Source organism: Pseudochrobactrum lubricantis, assembly GCF_041929865.1.
Classification (GTDB): Bacteria; Pseudomonadota; Alphaproteobacteria; order Rhizobiales; family Rhizobiaceae; genus Pseudochrobactrum; species Pseudochrobactrum saccharolyticum.
The window spans coordinates 51,574-77,604 of record NZ_JBHEEE010000005.1 but is presented as its reverse complement, the minus strand read 5'-3'; the positions used below and the strand labels follow the sequence as shown (position 1 = coordinate 77,604).

General features: G+C 53.1%; 20 protein-coding genes. 4 read left to right on the top strand and 16 right to left on the bottom strand.

The features are described 5' to 3' along the window. Positions 1-6: 6 nt before the first annotated feature. Positions 7-561, top strand: coding sequence for a gluconokinase (locus JNC80_RS11685; protein ID WP_376710436.1), 555 nt, complete (start codon positions 7-9; stop codon positions 559-561). Here the strand turns inward: JNC80_RS11685 and JNC80_RS11680 are convergent. From JNC80_RS11680 to hutI, 6 genes are all read right to left on the bottom strand, one after another. Beyond that, positions 510-1,073: a HutD/Ves family protein gene (locus tag JNC80_RS11680; protein ID WP_376710435.1), complete on the bottom strand. Its 564-nt coding sequence runs from the start codon at positions 1,071-1,073 to the stop codon at positions 510-512. The two genes, JNC80_RS11685 and JNC80_RS11680, sit on opposite strands and share 52 nt — an antisense overlap. Continuing rightward, complete coding sequence (locus JNC80_RS11675) at positions 1,074-2,402, bottom strand: YjiH family protein (RefSeq protein ID WP_376710434.1); 1,329 nt, start codon at positions 2,400-2,402, stop codon at positions 1,074-1,076. Between the two features lie 145 nt (positions 2,403-2,547). Further along, positions 2,548-4,221, bottom strand: coding sequence for a urocanate hydratase (gene hutU / locus JNC80_RS11670; RefSeq protein ID WP_376710433.1), 1,674 nt, complete (start codon positions 4,219-4,221; stop codon positions 2,548-2,550). A gap of 11 nt (positions 4,222-4,232) precedes the next feature. Continuing rightward, entirely contained in the window at positions 4,233-5,033 is an 801-nt protein-coding gene (gene hutG / locus JNC80_RS11665) for an N-formylglutamate deformylase (RefSeq protein ID WP_376710432.1), read from the bottom strand. 98 nt (positions 5,034-5,131) lie between these two features. After that, positions 5,132-6,670, bottom strand: coding sequence for a histidine ammonia-lyase (gene hutH, locus JNC80_RS11660; RefSeq protein ID WP_376710591.1), 1,539 nt, complete (start codon positions 6,668-6,670; stop codon positions 5,132-5,134). Positions 6,671-6,723: 53 nt separating this feature from the next. Then, entirely contained in the window at positions 6,724-7,950 is a 1,227-nt protein-coding gene (gene hutI, locus JNC80_RS11655; RefSeq protein ID WP_376710431.1) for an imidazolonepropionase, read from the bottom strand. Positions 7,951-8,047: 97 nt separating this feature from the next. Between hutI and JNC80_RS11650 the strand changes: the two genes are divergently transcribed. Next, positions 8,048-9,409 (top strand): formimidoylglutamate deiminase, encoded by a 1,362-nt coding sequence (locus JNC80_RS11650; RefSeq protein WP_376710430.1) that lies wholly within the window; start codon positions 8,048-8,050, stop codon positions 9,407-9,409. Positions 9,410-9,446: 37 nt separating this feature from the next. After that, complete coding sequence (gene hutC, locus JNC80_RS11645; RefSeq protein ID WP_151159730.1) at positions 9,447-10,187, top strand: histidine utilization transcriptional repressor HutC; 741 nt, start codon at positions 9,447-9,449, stop codon at positions 10,185-10,187. A 183-nt stretch (positions 10,188-10,370) separates the two neighbouring features. On the opposite strand, the gene JNC80_RS11640 is transcribed toward hutC, so the two are convergent. The 10 genes from JNC80_RS11640 to JNC80_RS11595 all read right to left on the bottom strand — a co-directional run bounded on the left by JNC80_RS11640 (position 10,371) and on the right by JNC80_RS11595 (position 24,860). After that, positions 10,371-11,540: a porin gene (locus JNC80_RS11640; protein WP_376710429.1), complete on the bottom strand. Its 1,170-nt coding sequence runs from the start codon at positions 11,538-11,540 to the stop codon at positions 10,371-10,373. A 270-nt stretch (positions 11,541-11,810) separates the two neighbouring features. Further along, positions 11,811-14,801 (bottom strand): autotransporter family protein, encoded by a 2,991-nt coding sequence (locus JNC80_RS11635; protein WP_376710428.1) that lies wholly within the window; start codon positions 14,799-14,801, stop codon positions 11,811-11,813. A 474-nt stretch (positions 14,802-15,275) separates the two neighbouring features. Beyond that, entirely contained in the window at positions 15,276-16,412 is a 1,137-nt protein-coding gene (gene menC, locus JNC80_RS11630) for an o-succinylbenzoate synthase (RefSeq protein ID WP_376710427.1), read from the bottom strand. A gap of 80 nt (positions 16,413-16,492) precedes the next feature. Further along, on the bottom strand, positions 16,493-18,022 hold the full coding sequence (locus tag JNC80_RS11625) for an ABC transporter substrate-binding protein (protein ID WP_022709581.1): 1,530 nt from the start codon (positions 18,020-18,022) through the stop codon (positions 16,493-16,495). A gap of 54 nt (positions 18,023-18,076) precedes the next feature. Further along, entirely contained in the window at positions 18,077-19,477 is a 1,401-nt protein-coding gene (locus JNC80_RS11620; protein WP_376710426.1) for a M20 family metallopeptidase, read from the bottom strand. Then, on the bottom strand, positions 19,464-21,047 hold the full coding sequence (locus tag JNC80_RS11615; RefSeq protein WP_376710425.1) for a gamma-glutamyltransferase: 1,584 nt from the start codon (positions 21,045-21,047) through the stop codon (positions 19,464-19,466). The genes JNC80_RS11620 and JNC80_RS11615 overlap by 14 nt, the downstream gene beginning before the upstream one ends. Positions 21,048-21,065: 18 nt before the next feature. Continuing rightward, complete coding sequence (locus tag JNC80_RS11610) at positions 21,066-22,040, bottom strand: ABC transporter ATP-binding protein (protein ID WP_376710424.1); 975 nt, start codon at positions 22,038-22,040, stop codon at positions 21,066-21,068. Continuing rightward, a complete protein-coding gene (locus JNC80_RS11605) occupies positions 22,037-23,035 on the bottom strand; it encodes an ABC transporter ATP-binding protein (RefSeq protein WP_116088471.1) in 999 nt (332 codons plus the stop codon). Before JNC80_RS11605 ends, JNC80_RS11610 begins: the two co-directional genes overlap by 4 nt. An 11-nt stretch (positions 23,036-23,046) precedes the next feature. Beyond that, positions 23,047-23,946 carry an ABC transporter permease gene (locus JNC80_RS11600; protein WP_022709576.1) on the bottom strand — a complete coding sequence of 300 codons (900 nt, stop codon included), beginning with the start codon at positions 23,944-23,946 and terminating at the stop codon, positions 23,047-23,049. Next, positions 23,943-24,860, bottom strand: coding sequence for an ABC transporter permease (locus tag JNC80_RS11595; protein ID WP_075656749.1), 918 nt, complete (start codon positions 24,858-24,860; stop codon positions 23,943-23,945). Before JNC80_RS11595 ends, JNC80_RS11600 begins: the two co-directional genes overlap by 4 nt. A gap of 305 nt (positions 24,861-25,165) precedes the next feature. Here JNC80_RS11595 and JNC80_RS11590 point away from each other — a divergent pair, with 305 nt between their 5' ends. After that, the gene (locus JNC80_RS11590; protein WP_272491730.1) at positions 25,166-26,011 is read left to right on the top strand and encodes an IclR family transcriptional regulator; all 846 of its coding nucleotides are present in this window, start codon (positions 25,166-25,168) and stop codon (positions 26,009-26,011) included. Positions 26,012-26,031 lie beyond the last annotated feature (20 nt).

Sequence of the window (26,031 nt, the reverse complement as noted above, 5' to 3'; positions counted from 1 at the left end):
CAATGAATGAGCAAGCAGGAACCGGTGCGTATTATTGTGATGGGCGTCTCCGGTTCCGGCAAGTCTACTCTGGCCGGTATTCTGGCGCAGACATTGGCACTGGTTTTTATTGAAGGCGATGATCTGCACCCGACTGCCAATATAGCGAAAATGCAGGCGGGTGAGCCGTTGGATGATGCTGATCGCCTGCCTTGGCTTCAGGCGATTTCCGAGCAGATTTTAGCACTGCCTGAAGGTGCGGTGGCGAGTTGCTCAGCGCTTAAAAAATCCTATCGGGATTTGCTGCGTGAGCAGACCGGCGAGCCTTTATATTTCATCTGTCTGACCTGCGATCCCGCCATGATTGCTGCGCGTTTGCAGGCGAGACACGGGCACTTCATGCCCGCATCTTTGCTCGCCTCGCAACTGGCAAGCTTTGAAAACCCGCAAGGCGAGCCGGCAACGCTGATGCTGTCCTGCGACCAGCCTGTTAGCACCATGATTGCGACCTGCAAAACATGGCTGGCTGATCAGGCTGGATTAAGCGCAATCACAAAGACTGTGCCGCTGCCGGAAAGCTGAAGCTCTGTATTGCTACATTGCTCACACCGCAGACAATCATTGACCTCAAGCTGTGTATCTCCGGTTTGCACCGCACCTTTGCTGCAGAAGACCAGCACGGTTGCTCCGTTCAGAGACAGACTGACAGGTTTTGTCACTACATGGCGGCTGACCTGATGCGTAAAGCGCCCGCGTCGTGTCATCACATTCAGATCAGTGATGGCAGAGCCGAGCAATTTCGCACTGGTTGGACTGTCGGCAGGGAAGGAAAACGGCGGCGTTTCGCCCTTCAGTTCCTGATCGTCCAGCCCTTCAACAGACAGGATAATCCCGTCGCCTTCCAGTACGGATAGAGTGCGGTCGATGCCGGTAAAAACCGAAAACGGCCCGTCACTGGCCACAGTTGCGGTGCTGATACGCCAGTCGAAATTATCGACGGACGCATCTGCAGGGAAAACCGCGATTTCAACGGTTACACCGCCGCCGTTTTTCCACGGCATCCGGCGATGCTGATGATTTTTGAGAAGCTGCATTTACTGTAACCAGCCGTTGGAAACTGCCCAGAGCGCCACAGGCGCTGTCAGCAGAATGCTGAGTGCCGTGCGGATATACCAGATCACAATCAGATCACGGAATTTGAGCGGGATTGAAGTTGCAAGAACACAAGGGATAGAGGCCGAGAGAAACAATACCTGCGAGACGGAAACCACTGCAGCTACGAATTTCAGCGTCACATCTGCATCTTTCAGTAGGATGGCAGGCAGGAACATTTCAGCCAGACCTGACGCCATGGATTTCGCCGCCAGCATTGGTTCTGACAATTGGGCAATCCATGTAAACGGGTAGAGCGCGAGACCCAGCACATCAAAGACCGGTGTATATTTGGAGGCCAGCAGGCCGAGCAGACCAACGGCCATAATGCTTGGCAGGATCATCGAGGCCATACGCAAGCCGTCGAGGAAAGTCGCACGCAGCATCGGCAGAATGTGAGGCGCTTTTTCTGCCTGTTCCAGACCGGCATCAATCGCGGTTGCGATGCGGGATTTACCCTCCGGCAGCGGTGTGTCGCGGGTGGCCGGATGATCCATTTTGGCCAGCGGCCACAGGCGCGCGACAATCGCCGAAGCGATGAAAGTCACGAAGAAAGTTGTCCAGAAATATAGGTTCCATACATCCATCAGATTAAGTGTCTTGGCGACAATAATCATGAAAGTTGCTGAAACAGTCGAGAAGCCGGTGGCAACAATCGCCGCTTCACGCGCGGTATATTTGCCCTCGCGGTAAACGCGGTCGGTAATCAGCAAAGCCAGCGAATAACTGCCGACAAAAGAGGCCACCGCATCAATCGCTGACCAGCCTGGTGTGCGCCAGATCGGGCGCATTACCGGCTGCACAATCACGCCGGTAAATTCCAGCAATCCGTAGCCGATCAGAAATGCCAGTGCCAAGGCACCAATCGGCACAATCAGGCCGACGGAGAGGACAAGCTTGTCAAAAAGAAACGGCAGCATATCCGGCGTGAACAGCAATGCCGGTCCGACACCGGCGAGATACATGATTGTGAGCACCAGACCCAGCACACGCAAAACGGAGAAGATCGTCTCGGTCAGGTTTTTGTTCCATGTCCCGCGGACAAACGGACTGAGCGCGCCATAGGCAATCAGCAGGCAGACAAAAGTCAGCGCTGCAGGTCGTAATTGTGTGGCGATAGCGGTCGCTGCATGGTCGAGCAGAATGGTGGATTTGCCGCCGATCGTCACCGGTACAAAGAAAAAGAAGATGCCGATAAAACTGATGAAGATGAGTTTGAGAGCAGCCCCGCCGCGTGAGCCGCCGCTGCTGCCGATTGTTGTATCTGTCATGATTACCCCTGATTATTGTTATTCATGCAGAAGGAGATTCCGTGATCCTAAATGCTTTTTTGTCCTTGTGTGATATGGCCTCTCCCAAAGCCGGAACTAGAAATTTGAAAGGCAGCCCCCTCAAAGGCTGCCTTTCATTCAGTGTTTAGTTGCCGAGAATACCCGGCAGGCGCAGGCCCTGTTCTTTGGCGCAGTCGACTGCAATGTCATAACCGGCATCGGCATGACGCATCACGCCAGTGGCAGGGTCATTCCACAGCACGCGCTCAAGGCGGCGGGCGGCATCTTCAGTACCGTCAGCGCAGATCACCATGCCCGCATGCTGGCTGAAGCCCATGCCAACGCCGCCACCGTGATGCAGCGATACCCATGTGGCACCGGATGCGGTGTTGAGCAGGGCATTGAGCAGCGGCCAGTCGGACACGGCATCAGAGCCATCTTTCATCGCTTCGGTTTCGCGGTTTGGCGAAGCCACCGAGCCGGAATCCAGATGGTCACGGCCGATCACAACCGGTGCTTTCAGCTCGCCGTTCTTGACCATTTCGTTGAAGGCAAGACCGAGACGATGGCGGTCACCCAGACCAACCCAGCAAATACGGGCTGGCAGACCCTGAAACTCAATGCGCTCACGCGCCATATCCAGCCAGTTATGCAGGTGCTTATTGTCCGGCAGCAGTTCCTTGACCTTGGCATCAGTCTTGTAAATATCTTCCGGATCGCCGGAAAGTGCTGCCCAACGGAACGGACCGATACCACGGCAGAATAGGGGGCGGATATAGGCAGGCACAAAGCCCGGGAAGGCAAATGCGTCTTCCAGACCTTCTTCCAGCGCCATCTGACGGATATTATTGCCGTAATCGAGGGTCGGAATGCCCATATTCCAGAAATCAACCATCGCGGCGACCTGAATTTTCATCGAAGCGCGCGCTGCCTTTGCAACGCCTTTCGGATCGCTTTCCTGTTTTGCACGCCATTCAGCAACGCTCCAGCCGATCGGCAGATAACCGTGTACCGGATCATGCGCGGAAGTCTGGTCGGTGACGATATCCGGCTTAACGCCGCGCTTCACCAGTTCAGGGAAAATCTCTGCCGCATTGCCGATCAGGGCGATGGATTTGGCTTCACCGGCTTTTGTCCATGCATCAATACGTGCCAGCGCTTCATCAAGGCTGTGTGTTTTTTCATCGACATAGCGGGTACGCAGGCGGAAGTCCGCACGGGTTTCATCGCACTCAACCGCGAGACAGCAGGCACCGGCCATCACAGCCGCCAGCGGCTGCGCGCCGCCCATACCACCTAAGCCACCGGTGAGAATCCATTTGCCTTTGAGATTGCCGCCGAAATGCTGGCGACCGGCTTCGACAAAGGTTTCATAGGTGCCCTGCACAATGCCCTGTGCACCGATATAAATCCACGAACCGGCGGTCATCTGGCCATACATAGCCAGTCCCTTTTTATCCAGTTCGTTGAAATGATCCCAGTTTGCCCAATGCGGCACCAGATTGGAATTGGCAATCAGGACGCGCGGCGCATCTTTATGGGTGCGGAAAATACCGACCGGCTTGCCGGACTGTACGAGCAATGTTTCATCGCCTTCCAGATCTTTCAGGCTGGCAACAATCTTGTCAAAATCCGCCCATGTACGGGCAGCACGGCCGATACCGCCATAGACCACCAGCTCATGCGGGCGCTCGGCAACATCAGGATGCAGATTGTTCATCAGCATGCGCATCGGCGCTTCGGTGAGCCAGCTTTTGGCGGTGATTTCTGTGCCGGTTGCAGGGCGGATTTCACGTTCATTATGGCGCGGATTAGTCATCGAATGTTCCCTTATTTAGATTTGAGATTGGCAGCGGCGGCTTCAAGCTGCTGCAAAATGTCTTTGAGATGGCTGCGCAATTCGGCTGCCTTGGCCTCGTCATAGGCAAAAGGCACGGCTTCTGTTGCCAGATGCGTTGATTGCGCGAGTTCCATCTGAATGGCATGCACGCCCGTTTCCGGCTGGCCGTAATGGCGCGTTGTCCAGCCGCCTTTGAAACGGCCGTTGAGGATGGACGTGTAACCTTCTGCCCGTTTCGCTACACCGAAGGCTGCTGCTTCAATGGCCGGTGCGCAGGTCTTGCCATTATCCGTTCCGATGTTGAAATCCGGTAATGTGCCTTCAAACAAAAACGGAATATGCGAGCGGATCGAGTGGCAGTCATAGAGAATGGCTATGCCGTGAATGGCTTTAACGCGCTCGATTTCAGCCGCAAGCGCTTCATGATAAGGCTTGTGAAACCGGCTGATGCAATCTGCAATATCAGCCTCAGCCGGTTGCTCACCGTCTTTCCAGATTGCCAGACCATCAAAATCCGTTTCCGGTATCAGTGTCGTTGTGTTCTGCCCCGGATAGAGGCTCACACCCGCCGGATCACGATTGGCATCAATGCAATAGCGGTGGAAAGTGGCGCGCACTGTCGTCACATTATCCAGCAGCCCGTCATAGAGCTTGTGAATATGCCAGTCCGTATCGGCAAGAATCCGGCCATTGTCATTAAGGCGTGCCCAGATATCCTCCGGCACTTCCGTGCCGGTATGGGGCAGGCCGAGAATGACCGGCGAGGTTCCCTGATGAACGTCAACGACCATTTATGCCTCCAGACCCGAGTATTTCCCGCAAAAGTGGGAGCCGGTTTTGCGTAAGGACAATGCGGCTAAAAAAACTGAAGTATTTCTAATATTAGTCATCATGACGGGAATACTTCAGGGAGAATACCGCTCGTGATAGCTGCATTCAGCGAGCCGTCAGCCACGATTTTCGCAGCGGCAGCCAGATCATCAGCCATATAACGGTCAACCTCGAGCGTCGGCACTTTGGTACGCAGCACGGCGATTGCCGCTTTCAGTTCCGGGCTGGTTTCCAGAGGGCCGCGTAGTTCCACGCCGAGGGCACCGGTCAGGGCTTCAATGCCGATAATGGCATTGAGATTGTCGGTCATGTGCAGCAGACGGCGGGCGCCGTGGCAGGCCATAGACACATGGTCTTCCTGATTGGCGGAAGTCGGGGTTGAATCGACCGAGGCCGGATGGGACATTTGTTTGTTTTCCGACATCAGAGCTGCGGAAGTGACTTCTGCAATCATCAGACCGGAATTGAGACCCGGCTTTTTCGCCAGAAACGCAGGCAGGCCGAAGGAGAGGGCAGGGTCAACCAGCAGTGCAATACGACGCTGGGCAATGGCACCGATTTCACAAATTGCCAGCGCAATTTGGTCTGCGGCAAAAGCCACCGGTTCGGCATGGAAATTACCGCCGGAGACCACTGTATCATCGGAAAGCACCAGCGGATTATCGGTGACCGCATTGGCTTCAATTTCAAGCGTAACCGCGACCTGACGCAGCAGATCAAGACAGGCTCCATCGACCTGTGGTTGGCAGCGGATGCAATACGGATCCTGCACGCGCTGATCGCCTTCCAGATGGCTGTCACGGATAATCGAGCCTTCGAGCAATTTGCGCAGGGCTGCGCCGGTATCGATCTGGCCTTTATGGCCGCGCAGCGTGTGAATATCAGCGTGGAACGGTGCGGTGGAGCCCATGGCAGCATCGGTCGACAGAGCGCCGGTAATCAGCGCTGCCTGCAAGGCTGTATGAGCGCGGAACAGACCGGCCAGTGCCAGAGCGGTAGAAGTCTGCGTGCCGTTGATCAGTGCCAGGCCTTCTTTGGCGGCCAGAACAACCGGTGTCAGACCGGCTTTGCTCAATGCGGAAGCAGCGGAAACACGTGCACCCTGATAGAAAACCTCACCTTCGCCGATCATGGCCGCAGCCATATGTGCCAGCGGTGCCAGATCGCCGGATGCACCAACGGAACCTTTTTCCGGAATAACCGGAATGACACCTTTTTCAAGCATGGCTTCGATCAGCGCGATGATCTCAGGGCGCACACCGGAGGCACCGCGACCAAGCGAAATCAGCTTGAGCGACATGATGAGGCGCACAATATTTTCAGCCAGAGGCGCACCCACGCCGCAGCAATGGGACAGGATCAGATTACGCTGGAGTGTTGCCACATCTTCCGGTGCAATGCGGATGGAAGCCAGTTTGCCGAAGCCGGTATTGATGCCGTAGACCGGCGCATCGCCTGCGGCGATTTCCGCAATGCGGGCGGCGGATTTGGCAATGCCCGCATGGAATGACGGATCAAGATGAGCAACTGTGCCGTTGCGATAAATATCTTCAAGTGTGGCGAGTGATACAGAACCTGGTTTCAGAATAATGCTCATGGCGGGTACTTTCTTCAAAGCGCATTCATCACATGCGCAGATATTCGGATCTTTTAGTTGCCGCGGAAAACCCGCTTCCAGAGCGGGTTAAAGCCGATGCGATAGACAAGCTCTGCAGGGCGCTGCACATCCCAGATCGCCAGATCAGCATATTTGCCGACTTCAATCGTGCCGGTTTCAGCCAGAATGCCGAGTGCACGGGCGGCCTCGCGGGTCACACCGGCAATGCATTCATCGACGGTGAGACGGAACAGGGTTGCACCCATATTCATGGTCAAAAGCAGGGAGGTCAGCGGGGATGTACCCGGATTATTATCGGTCGCCAGCGCCATTTTTGTGCCTGCCTGACGGAAGGCTTCAACCGGCGGTTTTTGTGTTTCGCGGATGAAATAATAGGCGCCGGGCAACAGCACTGCGACTGTGCCGGCCTTGGCCATGGCCTGTGCGCCTTCACTGTCGGTATATTCCACATGATCGGCGGACAGTGCATTATAAGAGGCGGCTAATTTGGCACCATGCAGGTTGGAAAGCTGATCTGCATGGAGTTTGACCGGCAGGTCATGCACCTTTGCAGCATCAAAAACACGGGCAATCTCATCGGGCAGAAAGGCAATCCCTTCACAGAAACCATCGACTGCATCGGCGAGCTTATCAGCGGCAATGGCAGGCAGCATCTCATTGATAACCACATCAATATAGGCTGACTTGTCGCCGTTCATTTCCGGCGGCAGCGCATGAGCGCCGAGGAAAGTGGTGCGGATCGCAACATTACGTTCCTGTGCCAGACGTCTGGCTGCTTTCAGCGATTTGATTTCATTTTCCGTATCGAGACCGTAACCGGATTTAACCTCAACACTTGTTACGCCTTCAGAAATCAGGGCATCGAGGCGCGGCAGGCTCTCACGTACCAGATCATCTTCACTGGCCGCACGCAGCGCTTTGACGGAAGAAACAATACCGCCGCCAGCCTTGGCCACTTCCTCATAGGAAGCGCCTTCGAGGCGCAGTTCAAATTCATGGGCGCGGTTGCCCGCATGAATCAGATGTGTGTGGCAATCAATCAGGCCGGGGGTAATCAGCCGGTTTTCACAATTGGTTGCGGGATAATCCGCATAGAGCACAGGCATTTCAGCCTGCGGGCCGACATAGGCGATTCTGCCCTGTTCAACCACAATTGCCGCATCTTCAATCAGGCCGAGACCATCTGCATTTTCAATCAGCGTCGCAACACGCGCATGGGTGAAAATATGGCCTTTGTCGTTCAGCGTATCTTTTGTCATGAATGTTTTCCCGCTTCCCCTCTCCGGCTATAATGTATATACATATTAAAAAATGGCAAAGGAAATTTTTAGCCGGATATTTCAGGAGGAGAGAACCGTGCTTCAGCAAAAACATGTCATCCATGCGCAACAGGCTTTATTGGAAAGCGGCTGGGCTGAGAATGTCCGCCTGACGGTTGAAGCGGGAACAATCACGGCGATTGAAAGTGGTGCAGACGCACAATCCGGCGATGAGCGCTATGAGGTTATCATTGCGGGGATGCCCAATCTGCACAGCCATGCGTTCCAATATGGCATGGCGGGTCTGGCAGAAAAGCGCGGCCCTTCGGCCGATAGTTTCTGGAGCTGGCGCGATGTGATGTATCGTTTTGCCCTGACCATGTCGCCGGAACAGGCGGAAGCCGTGGCGCTGCGGCTCTATGTGGATATGCTGGAAAATGGCTTCACCCGCGTAGGTGAGTTCCATTATTTGCATCATGACCGCGATGGTGCGCCTTATGCAGATGTGGCCGAAATGGGCAAACGTATTGCATCGGCGGCCAATAAAAGTGGCATCGGCCTGACACTGTTGCCGGTCTTCTATGCGCATTCAACTTTTGGCGGTGCTGCGCCTAATGAAGGCCAGCGTCGTTTTATCAATAGCATAGATCAATATCAGCGCTTGCTGGACGGATGCGGCACTGCACTGAAAAATATGGACGGCGCGGTGCTGGGCGTTGCCCCGCATAGTCTGCGTGCTGTGACGCCGGATGAGCTGAAAATTGTTACACAAATGCTGCCGGAGACACCGGTACATATTCATGTGGCTGAGCAGGTTAAAGAAGTAGAAGACTGCATTGCATGGTCCGATAAGCGACCTGTTGAATGGCTGTTGGACAATGCCAATCTGAGTGATCGCTGGTGCCTGATCCACGCCACCCACATGACCGATGACGAGACAACAGGCATGGCAAAAGCCGGTGCGATCGCCGGTCTTTGTCCGGTGACTGAGGCCAATCTCGGCGATGGTACGTTCAATGCCGGTATTTTCACACAGGCAGGCGGCAAGTTTGGTGTCGGCTCGGACTCCAATGTGCTGATCGGTTTGGGGGATGAATTGCGCCAGCTTGAATATTCGCAGCGTCTGCAACATCGCGCACGTAATGTGATGGCAGTTGCGGAAGGTTCAACCGGTCGTGCGCTGTTTGATGGTGCACTTGAAGGTGGCAATTTCGCTATGGGTGTGCGCGGGCAGGGGCTGAAAACCGGTGCATCAGCAGATTTCGTGGCACTGGATGTCAGCCGTATCCCCCATGCAAAAGGCGACATGGTGCTGGATGGCATGATCTTTGCCAACCGCGCCAAACCGGCGCATGTCTGGGTGCGCGGTGTAAAACAGGTTGAAAACGGCCGTCATCACCTGCATGAACAGGCAGAGACCGGTTTCCGTAAAGTTTTACATGAACTTCTGGAAAGCTGAGCCAGTCAATATTGACGAAAAGCGGGTAAAACTGAGTATGCAGGATATTTCTTCCGGAGACAGTGAACAGGCTTCATCCCTGCATCAGCGGATTCTGGATGATATTGAGAGCCGCATTCTCTCCGGCGAGTGGCAGCCCGGCTATCGTATTCCTTTTGAGCACGAGCTGACCGAGCAATATTCCTGCTCCCGCATGACTGTGAATAAGGCGCTGACGCAACTGGCCAAGGCCGGAATGATTGAGCGGAAACGCCGTTCCGGCAGTTTTGTTTCCAAGCCGCAATCACAGGCGGCAATCTTGGAAATTCACGATATACGCGATGAGGTGGAGCAGTTGGGTCTGCCTTATCGCTATGAGTTGCAAAAATCGATTAATCGTAAAAGCACAGCAGCAGACGGCAAAAAGCTTGATATCGAGCGCAATACGCCGCTGATAGAGCTGACCTGCCGCCATTATGCAGGAAAACGGGTTTTTGCACTGGAAGAGCGTATCATTAATCTGCGTGCTGTTCCTGATGCTGCGCAGACGGATTTCTCCAAACAATCGCCCAGTCCGTGGCTGGTTGCCTATGTGCCGTGGAGTAATGCGCAACATGCAATCCGTGCGGTAGCAGCGGATGAGAATGTAGCCGCTATTCTTGGTATTCCGGCAGGCGCGGCATGTCTGGTAATCGAGCGCCAGACCTGGAATGCCGGACTGCCGGTGACCTATGTACGCCTGACCTATAGCGGTGACAGTCATGCATTGGTTGCCCGTTTTGCACCATCACAGGGCTAAACTGTCACAATAAAACGGCGGGCTTTCGCCCGCCGTCTGCCTTGAAATGCCTGGAAGTCAGAGTGTCATTGTAATAACGCAGTCCTTCTACGTTATAAAAGGCAGTTCATCTAAGCACTCTTATGAATACCCTGCAATATGCTGAAATATACCGGCAAAATATTGCAGGGCTTGTAAGATTTATCAGAAACTGCGCTGGAAACGGATCATACCCTGAACTGCATCTTTGCCGTTCTGGATGGATTTTTCATCCTTCCATTTGGTGTAAGAGAGCTCCGGTGTGACCGCAAAGCCCGGCACCAGTTCGTAAGACACGTTTGCTGTTGCGGCAAAGGTCTTGGATGCATCATAGGCAAGCTGGGCATTCAAAACGGCCTGTGGTGTCAGCTTATAGGCTGCACCACCCCATACAGCCCAATCACCGCCCCATGTGCCGTAGAAACTGCTGACAGCGCGGATCTGGCCGATGACCTGATTATTATCATTCAGGACATTGATATAATTATCCTTGTTGGATTTATAGCCACCCATCGCCCATACGGAGAACTGGTCGGTAACATTGAGATCGCCACGGACTTTCCCTGCCCATTCTTTATTGCGGGCATCATAGGCGGCAACTGCGGTGAGCGAACCCCAGCCTTGTGCGTAGCGCAGGCCACCAACGACATGCGGCGTGTAGTTCTGGATGGTGGCACCCCATTTTTTACCGGTCCAGTCAGATGGCACGTCATCAATGTCACCGTTACCGCCCTGTTCCACGGACAGGATGGCTGACAGGCCGTTGTCACCCGCATAAGTGTAGCTGATCAGGCCGGTACGATAACCACCGGCAAGGATTACATCATCATTCATGACATTGCCGAGATAGCCGGGGAAGGTGACGAACGCGGATTCATCAAGACCGACACGCAAACCGCCAAGCTCCATATAACCAAAGCGCAATGTACCTGAGGACTTGTCGTCTTTGCCATCTTTCCACTGAAAGCGCAGATCTGCATAGGTTTTCAATGTACCAAGTTCAGTTTCAGATGCGGTGCTGAATTTCAGGCTGAAACGAGCCATGCCTTCATAGGTGTCACGTTTATTGCTTTTGGCATAGAGTTTGCTGTCACGGGCTTCAAAACCGCGACCATAAACATCATCGCCACCGGTGATGTCATAGCGGACATAACCGTGAATACGCAGGCAGGTTTCAGTGCCAGGAATGTAGAAATAGCCTGCGCCATAAGCATCGCAGACGCGGACATATTCAACGGCTTCAGGTTCCGGTGCAATAATCGGATCAGCAGCAAATGCTGCTGCGCTTGTGAAAAGAGTTGCAGCGGAACTGAGTAAAATTAATTTTGTTTTCATTTTTATCTCCAGAATTAGACCTGAAGATATTCATCGAAACCGCCCCTGTTCCCAACGCAAAAATAGGGAGATTAGTTTATAAAAATCAATATGTTGTATAATTGTATCAAGGCAATTTATTGCCGGATATTTCGGGTTCAAAACTTTGTAAGGAGGCTGAAAGTCAACGCTATCAATCTATGCCTGTATACAGGAATAAAAAGAGCCTGATACAGATTTCACTATATCAGGCTCTTTTGAGTGAGCTTCAGTTAAGCGTGCTCTTTACAATTACCACTTCATCTTAAAGCCGACAGTGCCTTTGACAATATAGCTGTCTGCAAAGTGGTTGAGGGAGGTATTGACTGAGCCTTCACCATAGACCGCATAGGCATTATCGCCCCAGGCATAGGTACCGCCGGCACCAAGGCCTGCCCATGTTCTGTCTTCATCATTGGCAAGCTTCACATCCGCAACATTGATTTTGCTGCTGCCGGAGAGTTCCTGATAGAGATTGGCAATGCCATAGAACTGCGTGTTGACAGTGCGTCCGTCATTGCCTTTCCAGTCATTGCGGTAGTTCGCAGCAAGACCGAGGCGTGCAGTCAGATTGTCGCCATCGTTTTTGTCGACCTGTGTGCCATAGCTGTCGCTGAAGCTTTTAAAGTCGAGCGAAGACCACATCAGCTGTGCCTGCGGTGTCAGCGACCAGTTGTTATTCACGGCATAGTTCTGGCCGGCTTCAACACTCAGTGCATAACCGAAAGCATTATGACCGTTGGTAAGACTGTTGGCATTGTCAATTTTCAGGTCACTGTCATACCAGTTAGCCTGTGCCTGTCCGTCAACATAGAAACCGCTATTGCCATACCATGTGAGCGTGCCGCCCAGACCCCAGCTCTGTGTTTTGATCGTACCGTCACCGGCAAAAGCTGTGACATTGTTCTGTGCATTGCCATATTGACCGGTGATGCCGCCGATCAGCTTGCCATTGTCACTTTCATAGAACTGACCATCAACGCCGCTTTGCATGACATATGTATTGATATCCTGCTGCAGGCGACCTGATGAGCTGTTGTTTTTGAGATGGCTGTGCGCGCCTTCAATACGACCCCAGATAGCACGGTTTTCGCCACTGTTTTGGCCTTGGGCTGTATTTGATGAACCATCCTGATAACGCTCGCCGACACGCTGCTGCAAAGTCGGCAGTTTATTCAGCGATTGCAGGGTGCTCATATAGCCCTGATAGACGGGAACGGCGGCACTGTAACGCGGTGTAGTTTCGTTGCCACCAGTATTATTGCCGTTACCGCTGTCGACAGGGTCGGTCTTGTAAATCTCGCTGACCAGATACCAGTCGCCATCGGCAGGGTCGCTTTTGGCATTCTTAAGTAGCTCATAGGCATAGGCACCGCCGATGACGACCTTTTTGCCGTCTTTCGACGTATAATCGCTGACGAGCGAGAAAGTACCGTCGGATTGACCGCCGATCTCAATGATTTTGATGCCTTTGTCTGTCTGTGCACCAAGACCGTTGCGGTTGATAACTTTTACATCAGTGTCACCGGAACTGTTGCCGGTAATAACAAGCTTGTCGGTCGCAGATGTATCGTCGCCAAGTACCGTTTCAATTTCAAGCAAGCCGCCTTGACCAGTGTAATCGCCGTCAATTGTCAGTGTGCCGAGAGATGCATTACCCGCTGCAATCACGCCACCTTTGGACAGAACAGTATTACCGATTGTGCCGATACCCTGCAAACGCCCGCCGGAAACATCCATCGTGCCACCGAGGGTGTGATCCACAGCAAGAATACCCGATTTTACAAGAGTTTTACCGGTGAAAGCTGTCTGGTCGGTTGTCAATGTGGTTTTACCGGAGCCGATCTGGCTGATGGTGCCATTGCCTTCCAGCGCTGTGCTGAAGTCATAGCTGCTGTCTGTATGATTGAAGTTGAGTGCACCATTGCCTGCACCGAACTTGATTTTACCGGCACTTAAAGTTCCGGCCTTTTCGGCTGCTTGTCCTGTAGCACCGCCAATATTGATGACGCCTTCGCTGCCTGCGGTTGTCGCAATATCAATGGTACCGGTGCCACCAGCAGCAATGACAGCGCCGCCATTATTGATGGTAAGCGTGCCTTTCTTGACAAAATTACCGGTACCGCCGCCAAGAACAAAACCATTGACCTGATTGTTTGTCGTAATCAGCTGCGATCCTGCACCTGAAACTACAACGTCAGCGACGGCATCTTCTGTGATACGTGCATCAAAAAAACCTGCACGCATGCTGCCAGCCTGCACAACGCCGCCATTAAGAATATTCAGCGAACCACGCAGCATTATGAATGGATTAGTGACATCCCAGCGTGACCCGGCATCGGATACAATAATCTCTGCAGAGCCGCCGCGATCAAACTGTCCTTTACCATCAGGAGATGTAAAATTGGCCAGAACACCAATATGTGTAGCAGAACCTGAAATATGGCCACCATCGCGTATATTAATAATGGCATTCCCTTGATCAACACGTAAGGCGCTGTTTAGCAAACTATCTTTACCGGTAACATTAAGAATAGCTGTATTAGAACGGGCAATGGTTGAGATTGTTGAAGAATTGAAGGTGCCGCCATTTTCAATATTCAGTACGGCACCGTTTGCGCTATCCAAAATCAGGTTGCCCTGACTTGTGACGACTGTACCTGCACCGGTGATTGTGACGCTACCTGCTCCGCTCGAAAGAGATGGGTTTGTATTGGCACCATTATGGAATGTAACCTGAGCTCCATCACGGATAACCATGTTGCCGTTGTCATTAGCAAGATTCCAGCTATAGCTGCCTGTTCCGCCGGTAATATTCAAAGTACCATCGCCGGTTTTGATAAGGCTGCCGTTAAAGCCGTATACACCGGTCGTTTTGATTGCTCCGCTGTAATCCAAATTAGCACCGGCTGCGATATCCAGAACAATATTTCTCGCGGATGTGAGTTCGTGTCCTGCACCATCAATTTTCAGATTTTTTGTTACCTGAGGTAGCGGGGCACCGCTCAAGGTAAAGCCGCCGGTCAGGGTAATTGTGGAGCTCGTATCCCCGCTGGCATTGGCCTGATTGATCGCCGCCACCAGCTCAGCCTCGTTCGATGCAGTGAAATTAGCTGCATTCGCGGTGCCGGTCAGGCCGAGAGCAAGAGCCGCGCCTGCCAAAGCCAGAGTGCGGTAAGAGACACTGGATCGGAAATGACCCGACCATGTGCAAAGCGATGCGCGAGACAGATTTGAGAACACAAAACCTCCTTCCGGCGCTTCATAAAAACGCCGGTTCCTGACCATTAAGAATGAGCTTCGCAATTGAGATGAATGGCAGCGTGACGCTGCTGATTTCCCCGTTTTTGAATTGTCTAAATTTATAATATTATGAGATTAAAAATATCAACTTAAATTATTGATTTAACGTCATGTTTCAAAAAAATTTCATGTCTTTATTACGAATATCATTAATATAAATGTACGAATTACATTTGCTTTTAGATCAAAGGGATTTTTGTGCTTGATGAGCCGATTGAAAGCTCCAAAAAACAAACAGCAATGAATGCCGCCGTCGGAGCTTATGCCAGCCGGTTTGGATAAATAAATTGAGGATGGCTCAACGCGCAGAAGCGGAGAAAATGGTCATCAGCTTGTATGACGGAGCCAGCAAAAAAATCGTTTTTGAAATATTCCGGAGAAGCAAAATGAGTTTGGCTTCTCCGGAGCAGAATTTTAAAACGCTTCTTTCGACAGGGTCACTGTTTCGAGGAAATCATAGTCCAGAGTAACGCCGATACCCGCACCGTTAGACGGAACCGGCATAATACCATTTTCGGTTTCCAGCTTCTCACAAACAATATCCCGCTCGAAATAGCGCGAGGAAGAGGATGTATCACCCGGACGCTTGAACTGTTCCAGCGTTGAGAGATGAATATTATGAGCGCGGCCGATACCGGATTCCAGCATGCCGCCGCACCAGACCGGCACATCATGCGCCTGACAAATATCATGAATCTGGCGTGCATAGGCATGACCGCCGACACGACCGACCTTAATATTGATAACGCGGCCTGCATCAATGGCGAGTGCTTTGCGGCAAAGCTCCGGTGTGCGGATACATTCGTCCAGACAAATGGCTGTGCGCATCATGGATTGCAGTTTTGCGTGATCCTGTAAGTCATCCCATGCCAGCGGCTGTTCGATATAGTCCAGACCGAAATCATCGAACTGACGCAGCAGAGCGAGGTCGGCCAGCGTATAGGCGCAATTGGCATCAACGGTCAGATGAATATCAGGGAAGCGGTTGCGCACTTTTTCCAGCAGCTTCAGATCATGACCCGGCATGACTTTCAGCTTAATGCGGCGATAGCCCTGCTGTACATGACGTTCAACATCCAGCAAGGATTCCGGAATTTCCTTGATGCCAAGAGAGACTCCAACTTCAACTTCTTTGCGGGTACCGCCAAGCGCATGGGACAAGGACAGGCCGAGCGATTTCGACCACAAATCCCAATAGGCCATTTCCAAGCAGGCTTTGGCCATCTGGTGATCACGCCAATGGCGCATCATCTGGCTCAGTTCATAAGGCGTTGAGAATTCCTTGCCGATTATCTGCGGCAGGAAAACATCCCGCATCATCATCATGGATGAAACCGTGGTTTCCGGCAGATAATCGGGCAGGGTATCGCATACACCTTCCGCGTAACCTTCAATATTGCCGCTGCGCAAGATGAGCAGCGGGAAAGTCTTTTTCGTAGCCACACCGGTAGAAATGCGAAACGGATTGAGAAGTTTCAGCTCTACAAGACGTAATTCTGCGCTATCAATCCGGAGTTTCGGACGGAGTTGCGACGGGGCTTGGAACAACATGATTGATCTCTGTAATTTCTGTATGCGGTAAAACGGAAAGTGCCGGTGAGGTCGCAGCACAGGCTGCGACCTCATAAAGATTAATTCCAGCTCATGTCGTAAAAGCGCACGAACTCATCCGGTGTCGGAGTGAAGTTCAGGTCTTTCGCCATCACATAATTGGTTGTGTAGGTCCAGAGCGGTACCCAATAGGCCTGATCGGCGATCTGGCGCAGAGCCTTGCTGTAAAATTCTTTGCGCTTTTCCGGATCGGTGGTGGTGTCAGCCTGTTTGAGGGTGGCGGTCAGGTCGGCATTCTTGACATCATCAATGTCTGAACCGTCAAAGAATTTGGATGTCGAGGCAGAGGCATCAGCCACCGAGCCGGAGCCCCATGTGACAAAGCCCATCGGGATTTCACCTTTGAGCTGTTTGTCTGCGAGTGCTGCATATTTCAGCATTTGCAGATCAACCTTTACGCCGACATTGCCCAGCATCTGTGCCATAGCTTCGGTGGCTGCTTTATCACGATAGAAATACATCGTGGTGGTAAAGCCGTTTTCATAGCCTGCTTCTTTCAGCAGTTCTTTGGCCTTGGCCGGGTCAAAGTTGTAGGATGTCACATCCTGCTCACAACCAAATTGCAGCGGGCTGCAGATGGAATTGATGATTTGCGAGGAAGGCGCGAAGAAAGCATCGCGCACGGCTTTACGGTCAATCGCATGATTGATTGCCTGACGCACGCGCACATCTTTCAGCGGAGTGTCAGCACTGGAGCGGCCGGATACATCCATAGAAATGTAGCCGAAGCGCAATGTTTCGCCCTGAACCACGTTGAAACTGTCGCGTGTTTTGAGCTTCTGGGTCAGATCTTCTGGCACCTGCCAGATAAAGTCCACGGAACCGGACATCATTTCCGCGATTTGCGTATTGGTATCCGGAATGCTGCGGACTTCCACATTTTTGATCTGTGGTTTCTGGCGCGGGCCGCCATCGTGATAGTCAGGAAAAGCTTTCAGCGTATAGCCGCTGCCCGGCTCGATCTTATCCACCATGTAAGGGCCGGTGCCGACCGGATTTTTGGAGAAGCCTGCATCGCCGACTTCCTGATAATATTTTGCCGGATAAATCTGAATGGCGCTTTCGAGGAAATCGAGCGCAGCAGGGAATGGTGCTTTCAGATGCACGAGAACGGTCTGGTCATCAACCTTCTCGGCATTTTTGATCCATGCCACTGTATTCGGCATAGCAACCGGAGTTTTCGGATCGGAGAAATGATTGAGTGTGAACACAACATCATCCGCACCGAAAGCATCGCCGTTATGGAACTTCACGCCCTGACGCAGCTTGAATTCAAGGGTCAGATCATCAACCCATTTGAAGCTCTCAGCCAGATTGCCGACCCATTCACGGGTTTTCGGGTCGCGCTCAACCAGTGTGTCCCAGACGGCATAACCGAAAATGGTGCTTTCGCGGGCTGAACTGAAATAGGTGTTCGGATTGTCCAGTTCTTTGGCAAAGGCGATATTGACGGTGTCATCTGACTTATCGGCCAATGCCGCACCGGATACGCCCAGATACAGGCTGGCGGTAAGGGTAGCCAGAATTGCAAAATTCTTACGAAAGCTCATGTGTCGCTCCACTTCGACGCAAGGTTAAAAAGGGTCAGGCAGTTTTCTTTGTTGTTATCGGGTTGAAGGCTGCGGGCTTTTGCCCTCAGCAATATCGGCAAATATCCCTGCCATGCAGCGCAATGCATCACGGCAGGTGCTTTTCAGCACATGTTCATCCGGTGCATGTTGCGAACAGGCGCGGTAGGAATGTGGTACCCAGACGGTTGGCAGGCCCAGTGTCTCCGAGAAACACTCATTGGGCAGCGAGCCGCCGAGATTAGGCAGAATATGCGGTGGGTTACCGGAGGTATCTGTCAGTGATTGCGTGACAAAACGTGCCCACGGATGGTCAGGATCAAGGCGGGTCGCGGTAAAATCATCATCCTCGCGGCGGGTGATTTTAACATCCGCATAACCGTGCTGATCGAGATGACGGCGCAGTGCCGGTATAATGTCGTTCGCATTCGTGCCGACAACATAACGCAGCTGACAGGTAGCCCGTGCCTTGCCGGAGATGGCATTAACGGGTGCCTCCGGCACACCGGATGTCATGGCGAGAATGGCAAAGCTGTTCCAGCCATAGACGCGCTCGGCGGGGGTCAGATTGGCTTCGCCCCAGTCTTTATCAACACTCGGGCCGGTTTCCATATCCACCGGCAAATCACGGAGTGCCGCGCGGATATTATCGGTCAGGCTGGTTGGCCGCCATTCCGGAATACGGATCTGACCGCGTTCATCGGTGATTGTCGCAAGCGCCTGTACGAGCCGCATCGCCGGATCAGCGAGCAAGCCGCCCCAATTACCGGAATGATGTGCACCCTCTCGTTTTTCTACAATCAGATCGACCGTGACTGCACCGCGTGCGCCCATGAAAACCGTGGCTCTGTCCGGTTGCAGTCGCGGGCCGTCAGAGGCAATCAGCACATCGGCAGCGAGTTCCTGTTTGTGTGATGCGCAGAAGGCCTGCAAACCCGGAGAGCCGTTTTCTTCGGCCATTTCCAGCAGAATAGTGGCGTTGAAGCCGAGTTTGCCATGCACAGTAATCAGCGCTTCAAGTGCAGCAATATTGATCAGATGCTGTACTTTATTATCGGCTGTACCGCGTCCGTACCAACGATCACCTTCTTCGGTCAAAACGAAGGGTGACAGGCCTACGCGCCATTGCTCGGTCTGCGCATGAATGACATCGCCATGGCCATAGATCAGCACAGTCGGCAGAGCAGGGTTTTCCATGCGGCGGGCAATCATCAGCGGGCCGCCTTCCGCCACCGGATTGTCATAGATTTTGATTTCAAATCCCGCAGCCTGCAAACGTGGGGAGATAGCCGTATTCAGATAATCTGCCAGTACAGGTTTTCTTTCCGGTACCTGACTTTCCGTTGGATAGCTCACCAAAGCGGCCAGTTCGGATTTCATCGTGCCGCTGTCGAAATAGGTTTCGATCCGGCTGATAACAGTTTCACGCAAAGTCATGGCTGTCCTCCTCGGTCACCGCATCACCCCATGGCGACATAATCTCGGTGCAGCCGGAGTTCAGATCACCTTCACGCATCACACCGGCAGGGCAGGCAAAGGCGAAAGGCCAGACGGTGCGGCGGGTGGTGACGGTGCGCGCGACTTTATTCAGTTCCGCAATTGTATCCGCTGGCAGGCTGTCATCAGCGATAATGACATCGGCGGCAGACATATCGAGACGCGGCTGATGGAAAGCACCTTCAATATTCATGCCTGAATCGACGATGAAAGAAGAGAGCTGAGCAACGGCAGAGACAATCTTACGTCCGCCTGATGCACCAATGGCGAAGCGGCGCTCGCCTTGTTCACCAAGGGCAGGGCAGACATTCATCAGGCACTGGCGTCCCGGTTGCAGGGAGTTCGGTTTGCCCTGTACCGGATCGAACCACATAATGCCGTTATTGAGCAAAAAGCCGGTGGAGGGCGAGACAACTTTTGAGCCGAACAATGACAGCAAAGTCTGTGTCATCGAGACCATATTGCCGTGGCGATCCACGACGGAAAAATGGGTTGTGCAGCCCGGTGCTTTAGGCATTTCACCGTCATCACCCATATTCTCCAATCGCTGCTGATAGGCATGACGCAGCGCTTTGGCGTAGCCGGTATAGGCATGAGTGTCCGGCTGACCTTTGTCGATTTCCGGCAGGGCTTCAAAGGCTTGTCTCATGGTCGGGCCGGCGGTCAGATGCGGTGTGACATAGAAAGTCGCATCGCCGCGCTTAAAGCTCAGCGGATCGGCAATGGTTGCACGGTAATCACGCAGATCCTGTATGGATAATGAGCCGCCTTTTGCGCGGACATCTTTGACCAGTGCCTGTGCCAGATCACCTTCATAGAATGTGCGATAGCCCTGTTCTGCCAGCTCGGTCAGGGAAGGTGCATAGCCGGACATATCAACGCGTTTGTCGGACAGGCTCGTCCAGCCATTGATCATCGGCCATTGGCCATCTTCCAAAAACAGTGCTGCGGCATCCGGATCTTTGGCGAGCTCGCGGGTTGCGCCTGCGATAACAAGCGCTGCATACCAGTCAACCGGCAGGCCTTCTTTTGCGAGTTTAATCGCCGGAGCCAGCAGTTCCGCCCAAGGCATGCTGCCCCAGCGTGCATGCGCCTGACCGATGCCGTCGACCACACCCGGTACTGCAACGGCAGTTGCGCCCATGATGTTGCGGTCATCGACCACGGCTTCCCACGGGAAAAGATCGGAGTTTTTACCGGCACCGGAGAGCGGATAATCGGCAGGATTCAGCTCCACAGGCGCACGCATGGCATAGGTCACGGCATGAGCTTTGCCGGAAGCCGCATCCCAAACCATCATCGCGCCGCCACCGGCAGGGCCTGACATCCACGGCTCAAGCACACCGATAGCGAAAGAAACGGCCGTTGCGGCATCCATTGCATTGCCGCCTGCTGCAAGCACTGCCGCACCGATTTGTGCTGCTCGGCTGTTTTGTGCTGCTACGACACCACCTTTAGTGCGGATGACATTCTTGCGAGTAACTTGCGTACGGGAAAGACTGGTTTGCATTTCAGTTCCTTAATCAGTTCAGGCAGGCAGTGCAGTGGCATTGGTATAAAGGTGGCAGGCGACACAGCCGCTGCCGCTTTCCTGCAAGACAGGACGGGACTGATCGCAGGGGGTAAAGCGGTCAGGGCAGCGCGGATGGAAGGCGCAACCCGAAGGCGGATTGATCGGATTGGGATATTCTGTGCCGAGCTGTGTGTCCGGCACGCCGAGTTCCGGTTCCGGTGTCAACACAGAATCCAGCAACGCCCGTGAATAAGGGTGGCGGGCATTGCGGAAAATGTCTTCAGTTTCGCGCTCTTCAACAATGCGTCCGAGATACATCACCGCAACCCGTGTCGCGAGATATTCAACAACCGCGAGATTGTGGCTGATGAACAGATAGGTCAGACCGAGCTCACGCTGCAGATCGCCCAACAAATTAAGGATCTGGCTCTGCACGGAAACATCGAGTGCCGATGTTGGTTCATCGCAGATAACAATTTCCGGTTTCATAATCAGCGCACGGGCAATCGCCACGCGCTGGCGCTGACCGCCGGACATCTGGTTCGGATAAGCGTTGAGCATACGCGAAGGCAGCCCGACCACATCCATGATTTCCTTTACCTTCTTTTCGCGCGATGCCTGATCGCCGACACTATGCACCACTAGCGGCGCCATAATGATCTGACGGATGGTTTTGCGCGGATTGAGTGAGGAATAAGGGTCCTGAAAAATCGGCTGAATACGGCGGGACAGTTCAAAACGGTTTTGCTTGGTGATGTCTTCGCCGTTAATTTCGACGTGTCCACTGGTCGGCTTTTCCAGCCCGAGCAGGATTTTGGCCAGCGTTGATTTTCCGCAACCGGATTCACCGACAAGGCCAAGAACCGAGCCGCGCTCTACCGTCAGCGAAACATCACTGACTGCTGCCAGTGGTTTTTTGCCGGAGAAAAGGCCCTGTCGTACCTGATAGATTTTGGAGACATTATGGAGTTGTAAAACTGGCTGGCTCATAGCAAAGCCTCCGCAGGCTGACGCATGCCGTTTGCATGGATGCACTGTAATTTATGATGAGCGGAGAGATCACGCTGCGGGATAGTTCCGGTGCAGGCTTCAATCGCTTCAGGGCAGCGGTCGCGGAAGATGCAGCCGGTATGACGACCGACCAGATTTGGCACGATACCCGGAATTGTGCCCAGCCGTTCGCCGCGTTTAATACGCCCCGGTATCGGAATGCAGTCCAGAAGCCCACGCGTATAAGGATGTGCAGGATTGCGGAAGATTTCGCTGACAGAACCGGCCTCAACCAGTTCACCGGCATACATCACGGCTACCTTGTCAGCGATACGCGCAACGACACCGAGATCATGGGTGATCAGGATCATCGCCATGCCCATTTTCTGCTGCAGGTCTTTGAGGAGACGTAAAATCTGAGCCTGAATGGTCACGTCCAAAGCGGTTGTCGGTTCATCGGCGATCAGCAATTCCGGCTCACACATCAGTGCCATTGCGATCATGATGCGCTGACGCAAACCACCGGAAAGCTGATGCGGATATTGGTTGAGACGGCTTTCTGCGGCGGTAATCCCGACCAAACGCAGAAGATCTGCAGCGCGTTTCAGCGCTTCAGCTTTGCTGACAGATTTATGCAGGCGCAATGCTTCCGCCAGCTGGCTGCCGATCGTATAGGCAGGATTCAGACTGGTCATCGGCTCCTGAAAAATCATCGCCATACGGTTACCGCGCAGCGCACGCATTTCCCGTGCTGTGGCCTTTTGCAGGTCAATGCCGTCAAAGCTCATTTCAGCTGCATTGCGCTGAATACCCGGTGACAAAAGCCCCATCACCGCAAGCGAGGTCAGCGATTTGCCGGAGCCGCTTTCACCGACGATACAGAGCGTTTCACCCGGTTTAACCTCAAGATTGATATTGCGCACGGCATGAAGAGTGCCCGCGGCGGTCGGGATGTCCAGTGTCAGGCCCTGAACTTTAAGAATAGGAGCAGTCATTGGTTTTCCCCTCAGTTCCGTCCGCCCGGCGCGGTAATGTCGCGCAGGCCGTCGCCCATGAGATTGATCGCCAGTACCAGCACAAACAGTGCCACACCGGGGATCATGACAAGCCATGGCTCGAACAGCATCATGTCTTTGCCCTCGGAGATCATCAGACCCCAGCTGGCTGTCGGCGGCTGCACACCAAGACCTAAGAAGGACAGAGCGGCTTCCAGCAAAATGGCATGCGCCATTTCCAGCGTGGCAACGACAATCAAATTGTTCATCAGATTAGGCAGGATTTCGGAGATCAGAATGCGCGGCGTGGATGTGCCGATGGCATAGGAGGCAGCAACATATTCCCGTCGCGCGATCTGTAATGTTGAAGCGCGCATGACGACCGCATAGCGATCCCACAGTAACAGGCCGAGAACGGTGGCAACAACGGTCAGCGATCCGCCAAACAGGGCAACAACGGCCAGTGCAACCAGAACAACCGGCATTGCGAGACGCACATTGATCAGGAATGTCACCACAGCATCAACACGACCGCCGAAATAACCGGCCGCAACGCCCATCGCTGTACCGATAATACCGGAGATCAGAGCTGCTGACAGGCCGATAAATAATGAAACGCGTGCACCGTGCAGCAAACGGGCGAGATAATCGCGGCCAAGTTGGTCAGTTCCCAGAACGTGATCGGACTTACCGCCTAAGAATTCCGGGGGCACCATACGGTTCAGCAGATCCTGCGTATAGGGATCATATTTGAGAAGCATCGGAGCAAAGATTGCAACAAGTGCAATCACTGCCACGATGATTGTGCCGATCATGAAACCGCTATGACCGAAAATACGGCGGCGCAAAATCGCAGACGGGGACGGTTCCAGAATTTGTTCTGCGGTCGGTATGGAAGAAAAAGTGGTCATGAGGTCCTCATGCGTGGATCAAGCCAGGCATTCATGATGTCGGCGAGCAGTGTGAAGACGATGTAAAACATGGAGAAAAGCAGGATCAGCGCCTGAACGGTCGGCAGATCATTACGGGTGATCGACTCCCATGCGAGCAGTCCGGCACCCGGCAAAGCGAAGACAGATTCAACAACAATTGACCCACCGAGCATGAAGCCCATCTGCACGGCTGACAGCGACACAACTGGGATAATCGCATTACGCAGCGCATGGGTGAACAGCACCCGCCATTCGGATGAGCCTTTGGCGCGGGCGGTGCGGATGTAATCGGATGAGAGAACTTCAAGCATACCGGCGCGGGTGAGGCGCATAATTGCAGGCATGGCATAATAGCCGAGCACAATGGTTGGCAGAATGAAATGCTGCCATGTCTTGGCACCGGAAGCAGGCAGCCAGCCAAGATCAATGGAGAAAACGGAGATCAGCACAAGGGCAAACCAGAAGCTCGGCATTGCCTGTCCTGCGACAGAGATAAACAGCGCCAGCTTGTCGGTCAGTGAGTTGGGACGTTTGGCAGCAAGCACGCCAAGGGGTACGGCGACGAGCAGCGCAAATACAATGGCGGTCAGACCAAGACGCATAGTCACGCCAAGCCGGCTGGAAATGAGATCTGCTACCGGAAGTTTAAAATAATAGCTCTGGCCGAAATTGAAATGTGCGGCATTCCACAGCCAGTCCGCATATTGCAGCAGCATTGGACGGTCAAAGCCGTAAAATTCACGGATTGTCTGAATGTCCTGCGCACTCGCGCCTTCTCCGGCGATAGCAGTCGCAGGGTCGCCGCTCAGGTAAAGCAGACAAAAACTGATAAAAGACACGGTCAGCGCAACCAGTAAGGCAAGGCCGAGCCGCTTGAGGATGAAACCAAGCAAGTTTTGCTCCGTCAAAATCGTTTTAGAATATGAGGGGTGTGGCCGGAGGTGACAGTGCAGAACGCATCAGCTGGGTACTGCCGGATTTCACCTGTTAACGGATTACCGGTTTACGCGTCATCAAAGCGAAATGATGCAGACGCATTACCGTGCAAACCGGAAATATTCTTCAGCCGTTTACTGCCAAAGCTGAATTAAAAAATGTCGGCTACCGGCTTATTTGGCGTGCTGAAAACCACGGCAAAGATTTTTTGATTTTTCATTGGCATTCCCCTTTTGTATTGTATTGCAATACTTGTGATCGCATGTTAATATCGAACCATAGTTTTCCCTTCTGCGTCAAGAGTTTTTTGCGACTGGAGTGTGCCCCATTGAGTGAAAGCGAAAGAAATCCCTTAATTATCAGTTCACTAATAAAAGCGATGACCCTGTTGAAAGCCTTCGGGGAGGGAAATGCTGTTTTGGGTATTTCTGATCTTGTGCGCATAACGGGCATTGAGAAAAGCAGTGTTCAGCGCATCCTCGCCACGCTCTATGCGGAAGGCATGCTGAACCGTGATAATCATAGCCGCCGTTACCGGCTATCAAATCAATGGCTGCATATGGCCTATGCCCATTACATCGCAGAGCCGCTGACATCGCAGGTTATGCCGCGTCTTTTCGCCTTGCAGCAGCAAATCGGGCAATCATTCAATCTGGCAGAAATATGTGACACATCAATTATTTACTCGGTGCGTCTTCCGGTGCAGCGTACCAATTTTGAAGGTACATTGATCGGGCGTACCCATCCGGCGCTGAACACTTCTGGTGGCCGTGCCATTCTCGCCACATGGGACGCAGATGCACGGCAAGAAGCTGTAAAAAACTGGCCGGTGACGGAATATACCCCGCGCACGACAGTTGATCGCGGTGAAATTTCAGATCTTGTTGAACAGGCGCGACAGGATGGTTTTGCTGTCTCTGTTGAGGAAATCCTGCTCAATGAAATCGGTATTGCAGCACCGATTAAGTCGTCCAGCGGTAAAGCGCGTGCAGCAATTCACTGTTCTGTTTCGATGGCTGACTGGTCGGTTGATCGCGTCCGCAAAGAAATCGCGCCATTGCTGGTCGATACAGCGCGAACATTTTTTGATCCGCGAACAGAAGAATAGTCTGCCGCATATTTGAGCTG

What these genes read in the sequence shown, in the direction of transcription:
- JNC80_RS11685 (WP_376710436.1), top strand. Translation starts at nt 7, where the DNA reads ATGAGCAAGCAGGAACCGGTGCGTATTATTGTGATGGGCGTCTCCGGT.
- JNC80_RS11680 (WP_376710435.1), bottom strand. Translation starts at nt 1,073, where the DNA reads ATGCAGCTTCTCAAAAATCATCAGCATCGCCGGATGCCGTGGAAAAAC.
- JNC80_RS11675 (WP_376710434.1), bottom strand. Translation starts at nt 2,402, where the DNA reads ATGACAGATACAACAATCGGCAGCAGCGGCGGCTCACGCGGCGGGGCT.
- hutU (WP_376710433.1), bottom strand. Translation starts at nt 4,221, where the DNA reads ATGACTAATCCGCGCCATAATGAACGTGAAATCCGCCCTGCAACCGGC.
- hutG (WP_376710432.1), bottom strand. Translation starts at nt 5,033, where the DNA reads ATGGTCGTTGACGTTCATCAGGGAACCTCGCCGGTCATTCTCGGCCTG.
- hutH (WP_376710591.1), bottom strand. Translation starts at nt 6,670, where the DNA reads ATGAGCATTATTCTGAAACCAGGTTCTGTATCACTCGCCACACTTGAA.
- hutI (WP_376710431.1), bottom strand. Translation starts at nt 7,950, where the DNA reads ATGACAAAAGATACGCTGAACGACAAAGGCCATATTTTCACCCATGCG.
- hutC (WP_151159730.1), top strand. Translation starts at nt 9,447, where the DNA reads ATGCAGGATATTTCTTCCGGAGACAGTGAACAGGCTTCATCCCTGCAT.
- JNC80_RS11640 (WP_376710429.1), bottom strand. Translation starts at nt 11,540, where the DNA reads ATGAAAACAAAATTAATTTTACTCAGTTCCGCTGCAACTCTTTTCACA.
- menC (WP_376710427.1), bottom strand. Translation starts at nt 16,412, where the DNA reads ATGTTGTTCCAAGCCCCGTCGCAACTCCGTCCGAAACTCCGGATTGAT.
- JNC80_RS11625 (WP_022709581.1), bottom strand. Translation starts at nt 18,022, where the DNA reads ATGAGCTTTCGTAAGAATTTTGCAATTCTGGCTACCCTTACCGCCAGC.
- JNC80_RS11620 (WP_376710426.1), bottom strand. Translation starts at nt 19,477, where the DNA reads ATGACTTTGCGTGAAACTGTTATCAGCCGGATCGAAACCTATTTCGAC.
- JNC80_RS11615 (WP_376710425.1), bottom strand. Translation starts at nt 21,047, where the DNA reads ATGCAAACCAGTCTTTCCCGTACGCAAGTTACTCGCAAGAATGTCATC.
- JNC80_RS11610 (WP_376710424.1), bottom strand. Translation starts at nt 22,040, where the DNA reads ATGAGCCAGCCAGTTTTACAACTCCATAATGTCTCCAAAATCTATCAG.
- JNC80_RS11605 (WP_116088471.1), bottom strand. Translation starts at nt 23,035, where the DNA reads ATGACTGCTCCTATTCTTAAAGTTCAGGGCCTGACACTGGACATCCCG.
- JNC80_RS11600 (WP_022709576.1), bottom strand. Translation starts at nt 23,946, where the DNA reads ATGACCACTTTTTCTTCCATACCGACCGCAGAACAAATTCTGGAACCG.
- JNC80_RS11590 (WP_272491730.1), top strand. Translation starts at nt 25,166, where the DNA reads ATGTTAATATCGAACCATAGTTTTCCCTTCTGCGTCAAGAGTTTTTTG.